This window comes from Nocardia sp. NPDC003963, from assembly GCF_053605105.1.
This window is the reverse complement of the sequence record NZ_JBSGIP010000036.1, coordinates 1-19,295: the sequence shown is the minus strand read 5'-3', so window position 1 is coordinate 19,295 and position 19,295 is coordinate 1. Positions and strand designations below refer to the sequence as shown.

Genomic DNA, 19,295 nt, shown 5'->3' with positions numbered 1-19,295 from the left:
GTGCGTGCGGTCCGCGGAGGCCGTAGCGAAGGCGGAGGTGTCGCAGTATCGCATCAACGGTCGAGTCTCGATTCGAGGGCGCGGACAGCGGCGGCGTTCGCGGCGTCGGCCTCGTCGTAGAGTCCACCGCTGACCAGGAACGCCTCCTTCATGCGGTAGGCCGCTTCGATGTAGTGATCGAGCAGGGCGGCGGCGTCGCGGGCCTTGTGCCCGAATCCCGCCTGCAACTGCTGAGCGGAGTTCAGACCGCCGAAACCACGCGGATCCGACGCGTCCTCGAGACGCTGGCGGAGATAGATGAGCCGGTCTGCCTGGCGGTCGTAGAGTTCCGCGCAGCGGCGTGCCGCTTCCGGATCGAACTTGACGGTTCCCGCGTGGGCTGCCTGGCGGAATCGGACGATCTCGGCTCGACTGTCTTCGATCTTCATGACTGGCGTACCCCTCCGTCGGTCACGCCCAGCGTAGCCGCAACCGATGGTCCGGGCAGCCGGTCCGCGACGATCCCGGGGTCAGGCGGGGATACGTTTCTGCAGATGCGCGGCGAGTTGTTCGGGGGAGGCGGGCACCATGTGTACGTTCTCGTCGGTTTTGAGCAGGTAGCGGCCGTCGTTCTCGATATCGAGCCAGGTGTAGTGCAGCGGCGGTGGCGGGTTCGGCCGGTCGAGATGTGCTTCGATACGAATATGCCCGTCGGCCGTGTGCGGGGCGCACAGCAGTTTCCGGATCAGCGGCGCGGTCCGTTCTTCCTGTACGACGGTTTCGGTATCACGGACCGCCGCGGTGGATGCGGTACGGGCCGGGCTGCGTCCGGCGGGCGCCTTGGGCAGCAGTGCGGCCAGCCGGGCGCCGAGTTTGGTGCGGTGCCCGATCGAGAGCTGTACCGGTCCGCCGAATTCCCGGGTACGGCCGGGCGCCTGTACGGCCAGCACCGCCCGGTCGTAGACGACGCAGCCCAGTACCCGCAGTTCCCGGCCGGGTTCGGGGGATCCGCCGATGGCGATCACCCGGGTATGCGGTACGGCGAGAATCCGCAGGCAGGCGTCGAGATCGGGGTCGGGCGGGAAGCGTTGTACGAGCTCGGCGCGCAGGAGCCGGGCATCGCGCTCGGTGCGCGGCGATTCGAGTACCCGCAGCGGATAGGGAATCCGGTCCAGGTCGGCTCGGCGCCATACATGCGCGAACTCGTCGGGGGTCAGGCTCCAACTCACGCGGGATCACATCCTCACCGAAACCTGCGCGGGCCGTCCCAGCCTATCGGTTGTTCCGCGGGGCGCCGACCGCGGCACCGCCGGGCCGCGCGACGCCGTGGTCCGACACAAACCGGCGAATACGCGATGGACGAGGCCTTCCTCGGGTTTACTCGTCCGGAACGGGACAACGGTGTTCCGTTGTGACAGATGGGGTTGGAGGTCGGTTCTTGCGGGTGCTCGGGACGGACGACACCGAGACGGCGATCGCCGCGTGGTATGAGGGAAGTGCCCGCCCGCGGTACGCACCGCGGGCAGGAGCCCGGCTGCCGCGGCGGGTGGTAACCGGCACCGCGGGCCGCGCCCGGCGACCCGGACCCGGCGTGACCTGCCGCCCGTCGCCGCGAAGCGAGCAACCGTGGCGGCCGTGATCCAGGGCGCGAATGAGCCCCTGGGTCCGGGGGAGCCGCGAATCTGGGACGACGGCACTGCGGCGCAGACCTTTCCCGGGATCACCGCACCGCTGGCGTTCACTGTCGCGGCCGGGATCCAGGGCAGGGTGTGCCGCGAATACGCGCGCTCCCTCGGAGTGCCGGGCGATCAGCTGGCGCAGACGGATTCGTGGACGCCGTACCTGCTGGGGAGCTTTCACGGCCGGGTCTACGGCAACCTGTTGCACTGGTACCGGCTGGCCGGTATCGCGCCGGGGTACCGGCTGAGTCGCCGAGCGCTCGAAGAGGTACTGGGTGCCACCGATCCCGTCCCCCGGGAGGTCGCGGAGTCGCTGTCGCCCTTCACCTTCGATTCCCGGGCGCGCCGGATACGGTCGCGGGTCTGGACCACCGGTGTGTTCCTGCGCCGGGCCTGGCGGATCGAGGCAATGATGCGGGAGTTCCGGACGGAGTTCGAGCGCGTCTGCCACCGCTACGAGGCGACCGATTACGTGCACGGCGAACACGCCTACGCGGAGTATCGGCGGCTGGACCGGGAACTGGCGCTGCTGTGGGGTCCGCTCACGGTGCTCGACGCGGTGGCACTGACGCTCTTGGGCGCCGTGGTCGCGCTGACCGAGGCATATCTGCCGGACGCGCCACATGCGCTCCGGTATGCGGCGGTGGGGCCGAGCGTGGCGGTCGGGGAACCGGGAATCACCGGCATCGATCCGGATATCGACCTCGTCCGGGCGCTCGGCGGATTCCGCCGCCGGGTCTACGATCTGGTGCGGGTCCGCGCCGCCCGCTGTGCCGCGCACCGCGAGACCGTCCGGTCGAGCCGGATCCGGGCCGCGGGCATCCTCGACGCGATGGTCCGGGTGATGGCCGGCGATCTCGCCGCGCGCGCGATCCTGCCGGATTCCGGCGATATCGATTATCTGACGGCCGGCGAATTGCGCGGCTGCTACGACCGGGTGCCGATGCCGGATCTGCGAGCTCGGATCGCGGCGCGTAAGGAGGCGCTGGCCGGCGCCGAAGGTCTCGCGGCCCCGGTGCGTTTCAGTACCGAGGGGGCCGAGGTATCCGATACGCAACTGACAGAACAGGGGTGGGTGTCCCGCGCGCGGATCGCGCCCGCCCCGGCAGGTGCGGTGCTCGCCGGGACCGCGTCCGCCACCGGCGCGGTCGAGGGGCCCGCGGTGGTGGCGCGGAAACTCCGGGATGTGACCCCCGGGATCCTGGTCACCGAGAGCGCGGACCCGGCCTGGGTGGCGGCGCTGCCGTCGGCATCGGCCCTGGTGGTCGAACACGGCGGCCCACTCACGGTGCCGGCCACCGTCGCTCGTGAATTCGGGATACCCACGGTGGTGCGGGTGCCCGAAGTCACCGCGAAACTGCGGACCGGTATGCGGATCCGGGTGGACGGTTCCGCGGGTACGGTAACGGTGTTGTCCGGGGTGGGCTCGGAATGAGGTGGAACGTATGACCGGTCTCGAATCCGCGCGACCCGCGGCGACGCCCCCCGATCCGCTGGCGGACCTGCTGACCGCGCTCACCCCCGCGCCGGACAAGGCCGCCGCCTACCACGGCGACAGCTACCTGGTCGAAAGTATCGAACAGCTGCGGCGGATGCGGATCGACCCCGCGGCCTTCGCGGCACGGCATTCGCTGCTGTTGCTCACCCCGGGCGCCATCGTCTCGCGAGCGGTGGATCCCACCCTGAAATGGCTGTCCGGCAACGATTTCCGCGTTGTCGATGCCGCGGCCGTGCATCTGGACCGGCATCTGATCCGGGCATTGTGGCGGTACAGCTGGCACAGCGTCTCCCCGGAACGGCGCCGGCTCACCGATCTGCTGGCCGCGATCTCCGAGGGCCTGCTGCTGGTGGTCACCGGGCCGGACGGCGAACTGCCCGCCCCGGTGCGGCTGGCCGAGGCCGCCGGTCCGCACGATCCCCGGGCCGGGCGGCCGGGGCAGCTGCGTCATCTGCTCGGACAGCGCAGTGCGGTGCTCGACCCGGTCCACACCCCGGACGATCCGGCCGATGTCCTGCGCGAACTGGCCGTCTACTTCCCGGAGAGCCGTCGTGCCGAGGTGATCTCCCGCGCCTACACCGGCGCCGACAGTGCCGAATCCGCGCGCACTCTCGCCGACGCGCTCTACGCCCGGACGCCCTGTCGTTCCTTCGATACGACTGTCGCGCTCGACCGTATCCTGCGCGATCTCGATCGGGCGGGTACCCCGGCACCAGCGGATTTCGACGCCGGTTCGACCGATGCCTGTGCCGCGATCCTGACCCGGGCGCTGACCGCCGGGCTGGACATCGATTCGTGGTCGGCGGTCGTTCTCGGCGCGGAGGTGCTCCCCGTACGGGTCACCGCCGGCGCACCGGCCCTGCGACCGGTGACCGCGGCCGATTGGCGAGCCGGGCGGCGCTGATCGCGTACCCTGCGCGGCGTCTGCCGACAAGACTGCCGCCCGTCCGGGGTCACCTGCGAGAATGCCCGGATGCACATCGCGATCGGCCTGGTTGTCCTGGTTGCGTCGGCGGCGGCCGTCGCGGCGCTGGCGCGCCGGGCCGGAGTGTCCGAGCCGCTGGCGCTGACCCTGGCCGGTATCGCCGCCTCGTACCTGCCGTTCGTACCCGAGGTACATCTGGAGCCGGAGGTCGTGCTGCTGGGGCTGTTGCCGCCGCTGCTGTACACCGCCGCGATCCGTACCTCGCTGGTCGATTTCCGAGCCAATATCGGTGCGATCGCCTCGCTGTCGGTGGGGCTGGTCCTGTTCAGCACGTTCGCGGTGGCCGCGGTCGTCTGGTGGTTGCTGCCGGTGCCGTTCGCGGTGGCCGTGGCGCTGGGGGCCGTGGTGGCGCCACCGGATGCCGTGGCGGCGACCGCGGTCGCGCGGCGCATCGGTATGCCGCGACGCATCGTCTCGATCCTGGAAGCCGAATCGCTGTTCAACGACGCGACCGCGCTGGTGGCGTTGCGCACGGCGATCGCCGCCTCGGCGGGCGCGGTATCGGTCTGGAACGCCGGCGGCGACTTCCTGCTCGCCGCCGGCGGCGGTGCGGTGGTGGGAATCGCGGTCGCGTACGCGCTCGCCCTGCTGCGCCGGCGGATCACCGACCCGGTCCTGGACACCACATTGTCCTTCCTCGCCCCGTTCCTGGCCTATCTGCCCGCCGAGGAGATCCACGCCTCCGGCGTTATCGCGGTGGTCACCTGCGGCATGATTCTCGGCCACGGCGCGCCGGTATGGCAGAGCGCGGCCTCGCGCACCGCCGAACGCATCAACTGGGGCACCGTGCAGTTCATCCTGGAGAGCGCGGTGTTCCTCGTCATCGGGTTGCAGGTGCACACGATCGTCGGGGACGCGTGGGCGAGCGGATTGGACCACGGCACGCTGCTCGTGACCGCGATCGCCGTCCTGGCGGCGGTGATGCTGGCGCGGCCCGTCTGGGTATTCGGCTGGACCTTCCTCGAGCGTGCGTTCGGTCGCGCCCCGGAGCCACTGGCGCATCCGACGGTGGTCTCCTGGGCCGGTATGCGCGGTGTGGTGACCCTGGCGGCGGTGCTGCTGCTCCCGGCCGACACCCCGCAGTTGCCGGTGTTGAAACTGCTCGCCCTGGTCGTCGTCGCGGGCACCCTGCTGCTCCAGGGGACCTCGCTGTCGTGGCTGGTCCGGCGGTTGCGGCTGCGCGGGCCGAGCCGCGCCGAGGACGCGTTGCAGAAGGCGAACCTGCTGACCCGGGCGTCCAACGCCGGGCTGGCCGCACTCGACGCGGCGCTCGGGCCGGACACCCCGGACGAAGTGGTGCGTTCGCTGCGCGACCGGGTCACCTGGCGGACCAACGCGGCCTGGGAGCGGCTCGGTCGCCCGGAGGCCGAACTGGCGACCCCGACCGCCGAATACCGGCGGTTGCGGCTGGAGATGCTGCGCGCGGAACGGGCGACGGTACTGCAGGTCCGTGACGCCGGGGGAGTGGACTACGAGATCCTGCAGAGTGTGCTGGCCCGGCTGGACCTGGAGGAGTCGATGATCGACAGGTTCGACGAGGGTGACGACGAGGACCGGGTAGAGACACTGGCGGTCCCGGGCGGTGCGGCCGCGGACTGCGCGCATCTGCGGGCCGCCCCGCTGGTCTGCGATCCGGATCAGCCCGATGTCTGTGCGCAATGCCTGGCGGAGGGGTTGACCTGGGTCCATCTGCGCATGTGTCTGACCTGCGGAAATATCGGCTGCTGTGATTCGTCGCCCGGGAACCACGCGGCGGGTCACTATTCGTCCACCAGCCACCCGGTGATGCGCAGCGTGGAGCCCGGTGAGGCGTGGCGCTGGTGCTACGTCGACGAGCTGCTCGGCTGATACCGATCCGGCGTGAGGCTGCCGGTCGCGGTCGCCCCGCGACCACGGCGGAACCGTCCGCGTGGTGCCGGTGTCGGTGGCCTGCGGCAGGATGGGCGCCATGACGACAGCACCGGGCAGCACCATGGGCGGGGCCGGCGGAGTCGCCGGTGAACTACGTGAGCACGCGGAGGCGCTGCTGCGCGAGCTCGCCGGACCGGACGCGCGATTGCGGGAGGACCAGTGGACCGCGATCGAAGCGCTGGTGGTCGACAAGCGGCGCGCGCTGGTGGTGCAGCGCACCGGATGGGGTAAATCCGCGGTCTACTTCATCGCGGCGAAGTTGCTGCGTGCCGAGGGCCGCGGGCCCACCGTGATCGTCTCGCCGCTCCTGGCCCTGATGCGCAACCAGGTCGCGTCCGCCCAGCGGGCCGGTGTCGTGGCGGCGACCATCAACTCCGGGAACGTCACCGAATGGGACGAGATCCATCAGCAGGTGGCCGCCGGTGCCGTGGATGTGCTGCTGGTCAGTCCGGAACGGCTGAACAACCCGGATTTTCGCGATCAGGTGCTGCCCCGGCTGGCCGCCGACGCCGGTCTGGTGGTGATCGACGAAGCGCACTGCGTCTCCGACTGGGGCCACGATTTCCGCCCCGACTACCGCCGCATCCGGACGCTGATCGCCGATCTCGGCAGTGAGGTGCCGGTCCTGGCCACCACCGCCACCGCGAACGATCGGGTGGTGACCGATGTGGCCGGGCAGATCGGCACCGACACCCTGGTCCTGCGCGGCGACCTCGATCGTGCCTCACTGCACCTGTCGGTGGTCCGGTTCGACGACGCGGTGGAACGCACCACCTGGCTCAGCGGTCAGCTGGACCGCTTACCGGGGTCCGGAATCGTGTACACCCTGACCGTCGCCGGAGCCCACGATCTGGCCGATGTGCTGAACTCGCACGGGCACAAGGTCGCCGCCTATACGGGACAGACCGATCCGGCCGAACGGGAAACGCTCGAGACCGCCCTGCTGAACAACGACGTCAAAGCGCTGATCGCCACCTCCGCGCTGGGGATGGGATTCGACAAACCCGATCTGGGTTTCGTGGTCCATGTGGGCGCGCCGTCCTCTCCGATCTCCTACTACCAGCAGGTCGGCCGTGCCGGTCGGGCCACCGAACGCGCCGAAGTCGTCCTGCTACCCGGTCCCGAGGACACCAGGATCTGGAGCTACTTCGCCTCGGTGGCGTTCCCCCGCGAACATGTGGTCCGTTCCGTTCTGGAAGTACTCGACCGGGAGCGCCCGCAGTCCACCGCGGCCCTCGAGCCGCTGGTCGAGCTCAATCGCTCCCGGCTGGACATGGTGCTGAAGGTGCTCGATGTCGACGGCGCGGTCCGCCGGGTCCGCGGCGGCTGGCTGGGTACCGGGGAACCCTGGTTCTACGACGCCGACCGCTACGAACGGCTGGACGGCGCGCGCACGGCCGAACAGCAGGCGATGCTCGATTACCAGGTCACCGACGGTTGCCGGATGGAGTTCCTGCGGCGGCAGCTCGACGATCCTGCCCTGCTCGCCGCCGCGCCCGGTACCGGCGCCTGCGGCCGCTGCGACAACTGCACCGGCGAGCACCGCGAGACGACGGTCGACAGCGCTGCCGTCGATGCCACCCGGGCTCGGCTCGACCGGCCCGGTATCGACCTCGCACCCCGTAAACAATGGCCGACCGGTATGGCGAAACTCGGTGTGCAGTTGTCGGGCAAGATCACCGGGGGCGCGGAGACGGGGCGGGTACTGGGCCGGTTGAATTCGCTCGGCTGGGGCCGGCGGTTGCGCCCGGTCCTGGACGGTCCCGACGCCCCGGTACCCGACGAGGTGGTCCACGCCTGCATACCCGTACTCCGGGAATGGGACTGGGCCGTCCGGCCGACCGCGGTCCTGGCGCTGGAATCGTCCACCCATCCGGTGCTCACCGGTTCGCTGGCCGAGCGTCTCGCCGAGATCGGCAGGCTCCGCGATCTGGGCACCTTGCGCATCCGTCCCGACCGGCCGCCGGTATCCGCCGTGAATTCGGCCCACCGGGTCGCCGCCCTGCACGATGCGTGGGAGGTCCCCGACCTCGGCGCTGTGGACGGCCCGATCCTGTTGGTGGACACGCTCACCGATACCGGCTGGACCTTCACCGTCGCCGCGTGGTCGCTGCGCCGGGCGGGTGCCCCGGCTGTGCTGCCGTTCGCGCTGGCGACCCCGGCCTGAGCCGCCCGCCCGGCGCGGGCTCCGGCCCGGTCCGGCCCGTGGCGGCCGGCAGCCGGTCGAGCAGTGCGAATACGGTGACGAGCACCAGTGCGAGCAGGACCACGAAGAAGGTGTTGACCAGCGCGGTCGCGTACCCCTGCCGGGAGGCGTCGAGGAACGGATACGGATACCAGTCCGTCACGGCGCCGTGGGCGAAGGTGTATCCGATCCAGGCCACCGGCCAGACGAACGCGGCGGCGACCGTGGCCCGGTCGATCCGTGGGCGTGGCCCGAACACCAGCCAGACGGCCAGCGCGCCCCAGGGCGCGAGGTAGTGGAATCCGAGATTCGCCCACCACGCCGCGCCGGTGAGATGTACCTCGTCGGCGAGGACCAGCGCGAAGACCAGACCGGTGATCACAATGCCCAGCAGGCCGTCCAGCCGGACGACCCGCCAGAGCCGGCCGTCGCGATCGGGACGGATCGCCGACCCCACCGACGTGACCAGTACGAAGAGGTTGCTCTGGATGGTGAAGTAGCTGAACAGGCGGACCAGCCCTGTCCCGATACCGGCATCCGGTTCCGCGCGCCCGGAATTCGCGTCTGTGCCCCCGGTGAACAACAGCACCAGCTGCGTCACCAATGCGGCGGCGATGACCAGGGAGATCAGGAGATGGCAGACCCGTGCGGTGATAGCCACCGCACTGCCGCGCTCGACCGGATTGCGCATGTTCACATCGGCACATACTGCCGTCGACGGCGGCGCCGCCGCGGGCGACACGCGACAGGGGGTACGAACCCGGGCCCGGGTACGGCAGGATCGGTGTGGTGACCACATTGCCCGAAAAGGCTGCCGCGTTCCTCGCCCTCCATCGCCCCGGTGATCCGGTGATCCTGCCCACGGTCTGGGACGCCTGGTCGGCGGATCTCGTGCAGCAGGCCGGTTTTCCGGCGCTCACGGTGGGTAGCCATCCGCTCGCCAACTCGGTCGGCAAATCCGATCAGGAGGGTATGGCCTTCGCCGAGGTACTCGGCCGGGTCCGGGAGATCACATCCGCGGTGGACGTGCCGGTCTCGGTAGATCTCGAATCCGGATACGGGGTCGAGCCGGCCGCGCTCATCGACGGCCTGTTGCAAGCCGGGGCCGTCGGCTTCAACCTCGAGGACACGGTGCACAAAGAGGGCGGCCGGATGCGCGAGCCGCAGGAGCACGCCGACCTGGTGGGCCGGCTGCGGCAGGCCGCCGACGCCACCGATGTGCACGTGGTCGTGAACGCCCGTACCGATCTGCTGCTCACCCCGGGCGGCGATCCGGCCGAACTGGCCGGCCCGGCGATCGAACGGTTGCGGCTGGCGGCCGCGGCGGGTGCCGATGTGCTGTACCCGGTCGGCCGGTTCGGGCCGGAGGTGCTGCGCCGGCTGTGCGCCGAACTGCCGTTGCCGGTCAACGCGGTCACCCTGCCGGAGCAGGGCGACAAGGCGTACTTCGCCGAAGCGGGCGCGGCGCGCGTGAGCTTCGGGCCGTTCCTGCAGAACGCGCTCGGCGCGGAGGCGAAACGGCTGCTCGAACCGTGGCGGTGAGCCCGCTCGCCTGAAGGACACCCCGGCCGTCAGGACTCCGGGCCGGGGCCCTCGTCGAGATCCACCTCGTCGCGGTCGGCCCAGTCGATCAGCCGGGTCGGATCGAAGACCGCGTCGTCGATACCCGCGTGCAGATCGCCGAGGCGGCGATACCGTTCGGGAACGGTGGCGATGGTGAAATCGCGGGGGTGGATATCGCCGATCTCGTCCCAGCCGACCGGGGTCGATACCGTCGCCGCCGGATTCCCGCGGACCGAATACGCGGCCGCGATCGTATGGTCGCGGGCATTCTGGTTGTAGTCGATGAACAACTGCGCCGGATCGCGGTCGCGTCGCCACCAGGTGGTGGTCACCTCGTCGGGAGCCCGGCGGCGGACTTCTTCGGCGAAGGCCAGTGCGGCGCGGCGCACCTGCTGGAAACCGTACTCGGGCGCGATACGTACATATACGTGCAATCCGGTGCCGCCCGAGGTCTTCGGCCAGCCGACCGCGCCGATCTCGTCCAGCACTTCCCGGACCACGCCGGCCACCCGCTGCACCCGGGACCAGGGGCAGTCGGGCATGGGGTCGAGGTCGATCCGCCATTCGTCCGGGCGCTCGGTATCGGCCCGGCGGGAATTCCAGGGATGGAATTCGACGGTGGACATCTGGACCGCCCAGACGACTTCGGCCAGTTCACCGACGCAGAGTTCGTCGGCATACCGGCCGTACCGCGGAAAATACACCCGCACGGTGGACACCCAGTCCGGCGCTCCCGAGGGAACCCGCTTCTGGTGGACTTTCCCGCCCGGCAGCCCCTTCGGGAACCGGTGCAGCATGCAGGGCCGCTCCCGCAGCGCGTTGACGATCCCGTCGCCCACACTCAGGTAGTACTGCACCAGATCGAGTTTGGTCGTGCCGGACTCGGGGAAGTACACCCGGTCGGGGTTGGAGATCCGCACCCGGCGGTCCCCGACTGTGAGTTCCACCGCCGCTCCCGCGCCGCCGCTCATGATCAGACCATAGCCGTCGATGTCGGCACCGGTTGGGCGATACGCCGGGGTGACATACATTCCGAGTCGGAACCTACGGACCGTTACCGATCCCTGCTGCAGTTGGTCGACAACCATCGCGCCGGCTTCCCCGGAGCTGGAGCTTCCGTTCGCCGCCGCTATCGGTCCGGGGCGATCGCGTACTACCCGACCCGCTGCTGGGGACATGCTACTTTCGGCTGAACCGGGCATATGGGGTTCCGGATATTGCGGGTCAGTGGCGGTGATAGGTCTTTCTCGGAAACAACACGATGAGATCCGCGTTGCGGCGCCGAGGTACCGGCAGGCTGTGCCGCGCGGGTCCGACTCGCGCCGTGGGCGTGGATGAGGGGGGCGTCCGGTGTTCCCGGTGTTCTCGATATGGTCACTGCGCGGGCCCGCGGTGTCACGGACACGCTGACCGCCGGTGTGGGCTGCTTCTATACGAACACCCGTGATGTGCTCGTCCAGGTACGGCATCACGCGGTGGTGGACAGCGAATGCGCCGGTCAGATCAATCTCACGCGTGGCCGACCCGTACAGTCGGCGACCGCTGCCCGGGTGCCGCGGTATCGGCCCCCCGCGGCCGAGGTCGCGCTGCGCAATGTGGAATTGGAGCATCCGGCGAATACCGTGGCGTACGGCCGCCGTCCGGTGGGTGCAAGCGGTGAACCCCATCCGTTCTACGACTTGCGATCCGGTGCGGAGCGCTACATCTACAAGCCGAATCGGGGTGAAAAGCATCGGCGACTGGGGATTCCCGCGGAGCCGGGGGCCCTGGCGGCCCGTGAAGTGGCGGCCTATCGCCTCGACCGGCTGCTGGGTTTCGGTCGTGTCCCGCCGACCGCGCTGATCGATGGACCCTACGGACCTGGTTCGATACAGCAATGGGCGCAGTCGACCCGGGGCGTTTCCATCCTGTCCTACTCGCGTACCGAACGACAGCAGATGGCGGTACTCGACTACGTGATGGCGAATACCGATCGGCACTGGGACAACTATCTGACGAGTCCGAGCGGTGAGATAGTCGCGATCGATCACGGGCTCGCATTCCCCGAGGCGCCGGACCCCGGGGCCGGGATCCGATCCGATTTCGTGAAGGCATTTCACAATCGCGAACTCGACGACGACATCATGCGCGGCGTAAAAGCCGTGGATCCGAGAGAACTGCGCGCGGCGCTCGAGGATCTCCAGCTGAGCGATACGGCCATCGACGGGGCGTTGGCCCGACTGGCGGAGATCCGGAACAATGGGATGATCACTGGCGCCGAATGGCCGGATATCCGGCGATGGTCCCGCCATGGTCTCCTCCAGGAATCGGAGATACCGATGCGGTAGAAAACTCGGGATCTGTCCTTTGCGCGCGACTCACCGACCGTCGTGGTGGGCGGCAGCGGGCCGAGGTCGTGGGTCGGTGCCCGCGTCGACGGTCAGGCTGCCCAGCAGCGACAGCGACCGCTCCGACGGTGAACCGGGTTCGGCGTGGTAGACGAAGAGGGTCTGTCCGTGGGCGCCGTTCACGGTGAAGCTTTCGTAGGTGAGGGTCAGTTCGCCGACCATCTCGTGGTGGAATCGTTTCACCCCGGAGGTTTTGGTCCGCACATCGTGGCGTGCCCACAGCTGCCGGAATTCCTCGCTCTTGAGCGAGAGTTCGCCGACGAGTTCGGTCAACCGTGGATCGTCGAGGTCGGTGCCGGCCGCGGCCCGCAGGCTCGCCACCGTATCGGCGGCGATCGAGGACCATTCGGGATAGATCTGCCGTGCCTGTGGATCGAGGAAGATCATCCGCACCTGGTTGATCCCGGGAACCGAGCAGGCGTTCACCGCGACAGCCAGCGGATTCGCCGCCAGGACGTCCAGGCTACGGCCCAGGACGAGGGCCGGGGTCCGCTCCCACAGGTCCATCAGCCGCAGCAGTCCCGGCGCCACACGCTCCGGCCGGCGGGGGCGTTTGGGTCGCGTCGGGGCCGGCCGGGCGAGTTCCCGCAGGTGTGCGGTGGCTTCGTCGTCGAGGGAGAACACCCGGGCCAAGGCGGTGATCACCTGTTCCGAAGGGTGTTTGTCGCGGCCCTGCTCCAGCCGGATGTAATAGTCCGCGCTCACTCCCGCGAGCAGGGCGATCTCCTCGCGGCGCAGCCCCGCGACGCGCCGCTGACCGCCACCGGGCAGCCCGAAATCCGCCGGGCGGACCAGTTCGCGACGAGCGCGCAGGAAGCTGCCGAGGCGGTTGTCCGAATCCATGGTCTCCAGGGTAGGAGGCGGGTGGGTCCGGCTGACTGGCCCTGCGACTACCAGGAAGTCCGCGACCTGGTAGCGCGGCCGATCCGGGCCGAATGTTGTGGACATGACGTACAACGAGAAAACGAACGACCGGGTAGCTGTGGTCACCGGGGCTTCCAGCGGGATCGGCGCCGCGACGGCGCGTCGTCTCGCTGCGGACGGGGCCAGGGTCGCCCTGCTGGGTCGGCGCAAGGAGCGCATAGCGGAGCTGGCCGCCGAGATCGGCGGGGACGCGATCGCCGTCGTCGCCGATATCGCCGACCGGGATTCGGTGCGCGATGCGGCCGCCACGGTACGGGCCGCGCTGGGACCGGTCGATCTGGTGGTGGCGAACGCGGGGGTGATGCTGGGCGCGCCGTTCGAAGCCGCCGAGGTCGGCGAATGGGACCAGATGGTGGGGACCAATGTGACCGGGTTGCTGTACACGGCCAGGGAGTTCATCGACGATCTATTGGCTGCCGCGGGTGCCGGTCGCCGCGCCGATCTGGTGCTGGTGGGTTCGGTCGGTGGCCACGCCGTCTTCCCCGAATACGCCGTGTACACCGCGACCAAGGCCGCGGTGGCACATCTGACCCGTAACCTGCGAGCCGAATTCGGACCCCGCGGGGTCCGGGTGAAGAATGTCGAACCCGGTTTCGTCGCCACCGAACTCGGTGCGGGTATGCAGGGGGCGGAGCAGCGGGCCCAGCTGGAGCGGTGGCGTACCGAGATCACGGTCCTGGAGCCGGGGGATATCGCGGAAGCGATCGCGTTCGCGACCTCGGTACCGGTCCGGCTCAATGTGGCCGAATTGATCCTGGTGCCGACGCAACAGGGCTGAGTATTCGCGGATCCCGTCGCTACCGAACGGCGGGAGCGACGGGACCGATCCACCGGCGATCTCAGTGCACTGCGGGCACGGGTGTCGCGGTGGTGGTGCGATTGCGCCGGATCGCGGGCAGTGCTCCGCCGACCCACAGGGCCAGGGTGAAGTACACGACCTGCTCCGGAATCCGGAACCACAGGGGCGTGGCGGCCTCGCCGTTCAGCGGAATATCGTCGAGCGCCGCGTGGATATTGGCCGGGATCATGATCACCAGCAGCGCCGCGAGCCCGATCGCGGCCCAGCGGCGGGTACCCGCCACCACGAGTCCCACCGCGCCGGCCAGTTCCAGTACGCCGGTGGCGTATACGGCGAAATCCGCGAACGGGACGAAGGACGGCACCATGGCCGTCAGATCGTTGTGGCTGGGCATCACGGTGACCGAATCGGGCGCGAAATGCGCGATCCCGGTCATGGTGAACAGCAAGGCCAGCCCATGGGCGGCGCTGATTCGCCAGGTCGCGAACCGGCGGACGCCGATCAGGCCCAGCAGGCGCAGGACCATGGTGGGGACCACGAACAGCAGCAGGGTGTCGAACATGCGGTTCCTCCGGAGCGGAAGTGGAGTGTCCGGCCGCTCGGCGCCGAGCAGCTTGTGGTTATCGACTGATAACAAATCCAGAGTATGCATCGACCGATAACTAGTCAATGGCAAGTTCGGGGACAATGCCGCGGGCCGCCGTGGACTCGACGCTTTCGGTCCACCGGTGCGGAGGGCGGGAGCGGCACATGTTGTCGGCCGAATGTTCTCCGCCGGTTGACGACCTGGTCCGTCGACCGGCGTAGAAGTCGGCGAACCTCGGTATGCGAGGGTGTGCGGTGCATCGTGCGGCGCGCGGAACGGCCGTAGCCCGTCGACTGACCCGGAGGATTACCTATGACCGCTGGAGTCGAACAGCCCGCGGACGCGGCGGGGCAGGCAGCTGTCGACACGCGATCGGGAACGGGGGCCGCGGAGTCGCGACAGGTCGGCCGGGACGCACCCGGGCAGGCGAACGCGCCGCGCAGATGGCGGCGCTCTGTGTTGTTATCGCTGCTCGCGCTCGTGATCACGCCGGTGGCGATCGGTATCGCCGCCAACGGCGCGGTGACCGGCGGGCGCTGGTGGGATACCGGAGATCGCTGGCTGACTCCCGCGCAATCGATACTCGCGGCAGTGCTGCTGCTGGCGGTGGCCGGACTCGCGATGTACGAACCCGCGGCAGGCGTGAGCGCCGGGCTGGTGTGGGGAATCATCCCGGCCGCTGTGCAGATCGCGGCGCCCCGGGAGACCTACCGGCTGATCTCCGCGGTGCCCGTACTCCCCGCCGACCCGGCCCGGGCGCTACACACCTGGCTGTCCAGCGGGTTGGTGCTGATGGTCGGTGTCCTGCTGGCGGGGATCGGAATCATCACCGCACTGCGCCGCCGTCGACTGCCCGGCTGAGGGCGCCCGACTCGGAGCGATGCCGGACGGTCGAAAACCGCCCGGCACCCGAGGTTACCGCTGTCTCAGCCCTTCACGCACAGCACCTGACGCAGTGTCGCCACCACATCGACCAGGTCGCGCTGGGCGTCGATCACATCGTCGATGTTCTTGTACGCGGCCGGGATCTCGTCCACCACACCCGCGTCCTTGCGCGACTCCACGCCCTCGGTCTGGGCGATCAGATCGGCCACACTGAACTGCCGCTTGGCCGCATTACGGCTCATCCGGCGACCCGCGCCGTGCGACGCGGACTGGAACGACTCGGGATTGCCCTTACCGCGCACCACGTAGGAACGGGTCCCCATCGAACCCGGGATGAGCGCCATATCGCCGGCACCCGCCCGCACCGCGCCCTTACGGGTCACCAGCATGGGAACGCCGTCGATATTCTCCTCGGCCACGTAGTTGTGGTGACAAGAAATAGGCGTATCGAATCGCACCTCCCGGGTCGGGAACTGTTCCCGCACCGATTGGCACACCAGCGCCAGCATGACCGCGCGATTTCGCGCCGCGTATTCCTGGGCCCAGGTCAGATCGTGACGGTAGGCCGCCATTTCCGGCGTATTCGCCAGGAATACCGCCAGATCGCGATCGACCAGGTTCTGGTTGTGCGGCAGTTTGCGCGCCACGGTCATATGCCGCTCGGCGATTTCCTTGCCGATATTGCGGCTTCCCGAATGCAGCAGGACCCATACCTGATCGTCCTGGTCCAGGCATATCTCGATGAAATGGTTGCCGCCACCCAGGGAGCCCATCTGCTTATGCGCCTTGGATTCCCGTGGCGCGACGGCGTCGTCCAGATCGCCGAACGCCGACCAGAACCGGTCCCAGCCGGTGCGCAGGGTGGCGGTGGCGACCCCGGACGGCCCGGGTGCGAGTTTGTTCACCGAGACGGCGTGCTGGTGGGCGGCGAATCCGACCGGCACCGCCGACTCGATGGCGGACCGCAACGCGCGCAGGTCGTCGGGCAGGTCGGCGGCGGTGAGGTCGGTGCGCACACTCTCCATACCGCAGCCGATATCCACCCCGACAGCCGCCGGTGCCACGGCATCGCGCATGGCGATCACCGAGCCGACCGTGGCGCCTTTCCCGAGGTGCACATCCGGCATGACCCGGACGCCGTGGACCCATTCCAGCCGGGCGATATTGCGTAGCTGTTGCAGCGCCGCCGCATCGATTTCTTGCTCGTGGGCCCACATCAACGTCCGTGCCCGGGTACCGGACAGCTCGACGGGAAACATTGTCGCGATCCTTCCATTCGGGGCGGACCGTTATCCGCCGCCGGAATTCACGTTAGGCCGCCGGGCGAGGAATGGCATTCGAATTATTTACGGGCCGGACCGGCTCGGACCCCGGCGGTTACGAGCCGGGAGACCGGCCGGTGTGCCGGGGGATATCGGGATCGGTGGCCGATGTGCGGGTGTGGAATCGACTCGGCCCTATGCCTCAACCGCACGTGCCGCCCGAACCGGCGGACAGCGCGGCCTCGATCTCGGAGCGGGACGGAATGGCGGCGCTGGCGCCGAGCACGGTGGTGGCCAGCGCACCCGCGGCGCAGGCGAAACGCAAGGCCGCGGCCGGGCCCTGTGACCAGCGCACGGCCAGGGCTCCGGCGAAGGTGTCGCCCGCGCCGGTGGTGTCGACGACATCTACGGAGAGCCCGGCCGCCGTCGTCTCCGCGCCGTCCGGTCCGCGGTGACGGGCCCCGTCCGCCCCGAGCGTGACCACGACATGCGGCACTCGGTCGAGGGCGCCGTCCAGCTCCTCGGCCTCACCGCGGTTCACGACCGCCACATCGACGTGGCTCCACACTTCCGCGGAGAGGTGCTGTGCCGGTGAGGGATTCAGAATGACGGTGGTCCCGTTGGCCCGAGCGTGCCGTATCGCTTCCGCGACGGTCGGGATCGGGACCTCGAGCTGGCAGAGCAGAATATCGGCGGCGGCGATCGCGGCACGGTCGGCGGCGGTCAGGCCGGTGAACCCGGCATTGGCCCCGCCGGTCACGATGATCGAGTTCTCCCCGGCCGAGTCGACCACGATCGAGGCGATCCCGCTGGGGCCCGCCAGCGTGCGCAATCCGGTGGTATCGACCCCCGCCCCGGTCAGGACCGTCCGCAGCCGCGCGGCGAACACATCGGTACCGATCGCGCCCAGGAACAAGACCCGGCCGCCGGCCCGGCCGGCCGCTACGGCCTGGTTGGCGCCCTTGCCGCCGGGGACCATCGCGAAGCCGCGGCCCAGGACGGTCTCGCCCGGGTCGGGACGGCGATCGGTCGTGGTCACCAGGTCCATGTTGATACTGCCGAGGACAGCGATCAGGGGAGTGGTCACGGAGAGAAACCTAGCGCGATGAGCGCCGGTAGAACCGATTTTCCCGGTGCGTAGGCTGTACGACATGACGGTAGAGACCACCGCTGAGTTCGATATGCGCGCGGCCGTGCACGAGGCCGCCCGCCGGGCCCGGGTCGCTTCCCGTGTGCTCGCACAGCTCACCACCGCACAGAAGAACGAGGCGCTGCACGCCGCGGCGGACGCGCTGCTGGCTGCCGCCGGCACCGTCCTGGAGGCCAACGGCGAGGATCTCGTCGCGGCGAAAGCGGCCGGAACCGAGGATTCGCTGCTGGATCGGCTGCGGCTGACCGCGGACCGGATCGACGGTATCGCCTCGGGTCTGCGCCAGGTGGCCGGGCTGCCCGATCCGGTGGGAGTCGTCGAACGCGGATCGACACTGCCGAACGGGCTCGAGATCCGGCAGATCCGGGTGCCGCTCGGTGTGGTCGGCATGGTCTACGAGGCGCGGCCCAATGTCACCGTCGACGCGTTCGGGCTGGCGCTGAAGTCCGGGAACGCGGCGCTGTTGCGCGGCTCGTCGTCGGCCGCCCGGTCGAACGCGGCGCTGGTGGCCGTGATGCGGGAGGCACTGACCGGGGTCGGGATACCCGCCGACGCGGTCCAGCTGCTGCCGAGTTCGGATCGCTCCAGTGTGACCCATCTGATCCAGGCCCGGGGCCTGGTGGATGTGGTGATTCCCCGGGGCGGCGCGGGCCTGATCAACGCGGTGGTACGGGACGCCCGGGTCCCCACTATCGAGACCGGTACCGGCAACTGCCACGTCTACGTACATTCCGGCGCCGATCTGGATATGGCCGAGCGGATCCTGATCAACGCCAAGACCCGTCGCCCCAGTGTGTGCAACGCCGCCGAAACGGTGCTCATCGACGCGGCCATCGCCGATACCGCGCTACCGCGGCTGAGCAAGGCCCTCGCCGACAAGGGCGTCACCCTGCACGGCGACCTCGACGGCATGATCCCGGCCACCGACAAGGACTGGGGCGAGGAGTACCTCACCCTCGATATCGCGGTGAAGATCGTCGACGATCTGGATACCGCGATCGAGCACATCAACACGTGGGGCACCGGGCATACGGAGGCCATCGTCACCGGTGAACTGGCGGCGGCCGACGAATTCTCGCGCCGGGTGGACGCGGCGGCGGTCATGGTGAACGCCTCCACGGCTTTCACCGACGGCGAGCAGTTCGGTTTCGGCGCGGAGATCGGTATCTCCACCCAGAAGCTGCACGCCCGCGGTCCGATGGGCTTGCCGGAACTCACCTCGTCGAAATGGGTGGTCCAGGGCTCGGGCCAGATCCGCCCGACCTGAGGATCTCGTAGTGGTCGTCGCGGTTCGGCGAACCCCCGAACGGGCGAGCCCCTTGATCACGGTCAGCACCTCCTCGACCGGCTCGGGGTCCAAGGCACTCCGGCAGATAGATCACCCCACCACCCCCCTCACCCGAATCCCACCGACGAATGGTCCACATCCGCCGGTGGGGCCCGCCCCGGTTCTGGAGCGACAGAGCGAAGGAGCGCAGCGACTGAGCGCCGGAGTGAAGAAC

The 19,295-nt window shown here is 69.3% G+C and carries 17 protein-coding genes; 9 read left to right on the top strand and 8 right to left on the bottom strand.

All coding sequences use genetic code 11. The features are described from left to right. Positions 1–53: 53 nt before the first annotated feature. Together ACWEWT_RS30870 and ACWEWT_RS30865 are read right to left on the bottom strand one after the other, a co-directional pair. A complete protein-coding gene (locus ACWEWT_RS30870; protein WP_452564284.1) occupies positions 54–428 on the bottom strand; it encodes a hypothetical protein in 375 nt (124 codons plus the stop codon). Between the two features lie 81 nt (positions 429–509). Next, on the bottom strand, positions 510–1,208 hold the full coding sequence (locus ACWEWT_RS30865; RefSeq protein WP_452564282.1) for an ESX secretion-associated protein EspG: 699 nt from the start codon (positions 1,206–1,208) through the stop codon (positions 510–512). A gap of 397 nt (positions 1,209–1,605) precedes the next feature. On the opposite strand from ACWEWT_RS30865, the gene ACWEWT_RS30860 reads away from it, so the two are divergent. The 4 genes from ACWEWT_RS30860 (at position 1,606) to ACWEWT_RS30845 (ending at position 8,219) form a co-directional block, all read left to right on the top strand. Then, the gene (locus ACWEWT_RS30860; protein WP_452564280.1) at positions 1,606–3,093 is read left to right on the top strand and encodes a PEP-utilizing enzyme; all 1,488 of its coding nucleotides are present in this window, start codon (positions 1,606–1,608) and stop codon (positions 3,091–3,093) included. A gap of 10 nt (positions 3,094–3,103) precedes the next feature. Next, a complete protein-coding gene (locus ACWEWT_RS30855) occupies positions 3,104–4,060 on the top strand; it encodes a nucleoside-diphosphate kinase (protein WP_452564278.1) in 957 nt (318 codons plus the stop codon). A gap of 69 nt (positions 4,061–4,129) precedes the next feature. Continuing rightward, positions 4,130–5,989 (top strand): Na+/H+ antiporter, encoded by a 1,860-nt coding sequence (locus ACWEWT_RS30850; protein WP_452564276.1) that lies wholly within the window; start codon positions 4,130–4,132, stop codon positions 5,987–5,989. Positions 5,990–6,089: 100 nt separating this feature from the next. Beyond that, complete coding sequence (locus tag ACWEWT_RS30845) at positions 6,090–8,219, top strand: RecQ family ATP-dependent DNA helicase (RefSeq protein WP_452564274.1); 2,130 nt, start codon at positions 6,090–6,092, stop codon at positions 8,217–8,219. Here the strand turns inward: ACWEWT_RS30845 and ACWEWT_RS30840 are convergent. Continuing rightward, positions 8,143–8,928, bottom strand: coding sequence for a Pr6Pr family membrane protein (locus tag ACWEWT_RS30840; RefSeq protein ID WP_452564324.1), 786 nt, complete (start codon positions 8,926–8,928; stop codon positions 8,143–8,145). The genes ACWEWT_RS30845 and ACWEWT_RS30840 overlap by 77 nt on opposite strands. A gap of 98 nt (positions 8,929–9,026) precedes the next feature. Between ACWEWT_RS30840 and ACWEWT_RS30835 the strand changes: the two genes are divergently transcribed. Then, on the top strand, positions 9,027–9,779 hold the full coding sequence (locus ACWEWT_RS30835) for an isocitrate lyase/PEP mutase family protein (protein ID WP_452564272.1): 753 nt from the start codon (positions 9,027–9,029) through the stop codon (positions 9,777–9,779). 29 nt (positions 9,780–9,808) lie between these two features. Here the strand turns inward: ACWEWT_RS30835 and ligD are convergent, their stop codons facing one another. Beyond that, positions 9,809–10,771, bottom strand: coding sequence for a non-homologous end-joining DNA ligase (gene ligD, locus ACWEWT_RS30830; RefSeq protein ID WP_452564270.1), 963 nt, complete (start codon positions 10,769–10,771; stop codon positions 9,809–9,811). 399 nt (positions 10,772–11,170) lie between these two features. On the opposite strand from ligD, the gene ACWEWT_RS30825 reads away from it, so the two are divergent. Continuing rightward, entirely contained in the window at positions 11,171–12,127 is a 957-nt protein-coding gene (locus ACWEWT_RS30825) for a hypothetical protein (protein WP_452564268.1), read from the top strand. 30 nt (positions 12,128–12,157) lie between these two features. Here ACWEWT_RS30825 and ACWEWT_RS30820 read toward each other — a convergent pair whose 3' ends face one another. Next, on the bottom strand, positions 12,158–13,030 hold the full coding sequence (locus ACWEWT_RS30820; RefSeq protein ID WP_452564267.1) for a helix-turn-helix transcriptional regulator: 873 nt from the start codon (positions 13,028–13,030) through the stop codon (positions 12,158–12,160). 103 nt (positions 13,031–13,133) lie between these two features. Here ACWEWT_RS30820 and ACWEWT_RS30815 point away from each other — a divergent pair, with 103 nt between their 5' ends. Then, positions 13,134–13,889 (top strand): SDR family oxidoreductase, encoded by a 756-nt coding sequence (locus ACWEWT_RS30815; protein WP_452564265.1) that lies wholly within the window; start codon positions 13,134–13,136, stop codon positions 13,887–13,889. Between the two features lie 61 nt (positions 13,890–13,950). On the opposite strand, the gene ACWEWT_RS30810 is transcribed toward ACWEWT_RS30815, so the two are convergent. Continuing rightward, positions 13,951–14,472 carry a DoxX family protein gene (locus ACWEWT_RS30810; RefSeq protein WP_452564263.1) on the bottom strand — a complete coding sequence of 174 codons (522 nt, stop codon included), beginning with the start codon at positions 14,470–14,472 and terminating at the stop codon, positions 13,951–13,953. Positions 14,473–14,808: 336 nt separating this feature from the next. Between ACWEWT_RS30810 and ACWEWT_RS30805 the strand changes: the two genes are divergently transcribed. Continuing rightward, on the top strand, positions 14,809–15,357 hold the full coding sequence (locus ACWEWT_RS30805; protein ID WP_452564261.1) for a hypothetical protein: 549 nt from the start codon (positions 14,809–14,811) through the stop codon (positions 15,355–15,357). A 65-nt stretch (positions 15,358–15,422) separates the two neighbouring features. Here ACWEWT_RS30805 and ACWEWT_RS30800 read toward each other — a convergent pair whose 3' ends face one another. Both ACWEWT_RS30800 and ACWEWT_RS30795 read right to left on the bottom strand, forming a co-directional pair. Continuing rightward, entirely contained in the window at positions 15,423–16,640 is a 1,218-nt protein-coding gene (locus ACWEWT_RS30800) for an RtcB family protein (protein WP_452564259.1), read from the bottom strand. Between the two features lie 205 nt (positions 16,641–16,845). Beyond that, a complete protein-coding gene (locus ACWEWT_RS30795) occupies positions 16,846–17,730 on the bottom strand; it encodes a ribokinase (protein WP_452564257.1) in 885 nt (294 codons plus the stop codon). A 64-nt stretch (positions 17,731–17,794) separates the two neighbouring features. On the opposite strand from ACWEWT_RS30795, the gene ACWEWT_RS30790 reads away from it, so the two are divergent. Further along, entirely contained in the window at positions 17,795–19,060 is a 1,266-nt protein-coding gene (locus ACWEWT_RS30790; RefSeq protein ID WP_452564256.1) for a glutamate-5-semialdehyde dehydrogenase, read from the top strand. The last annotated feature ends 235 nt before the right edge of the window (positions 19,061–19,295 follow it).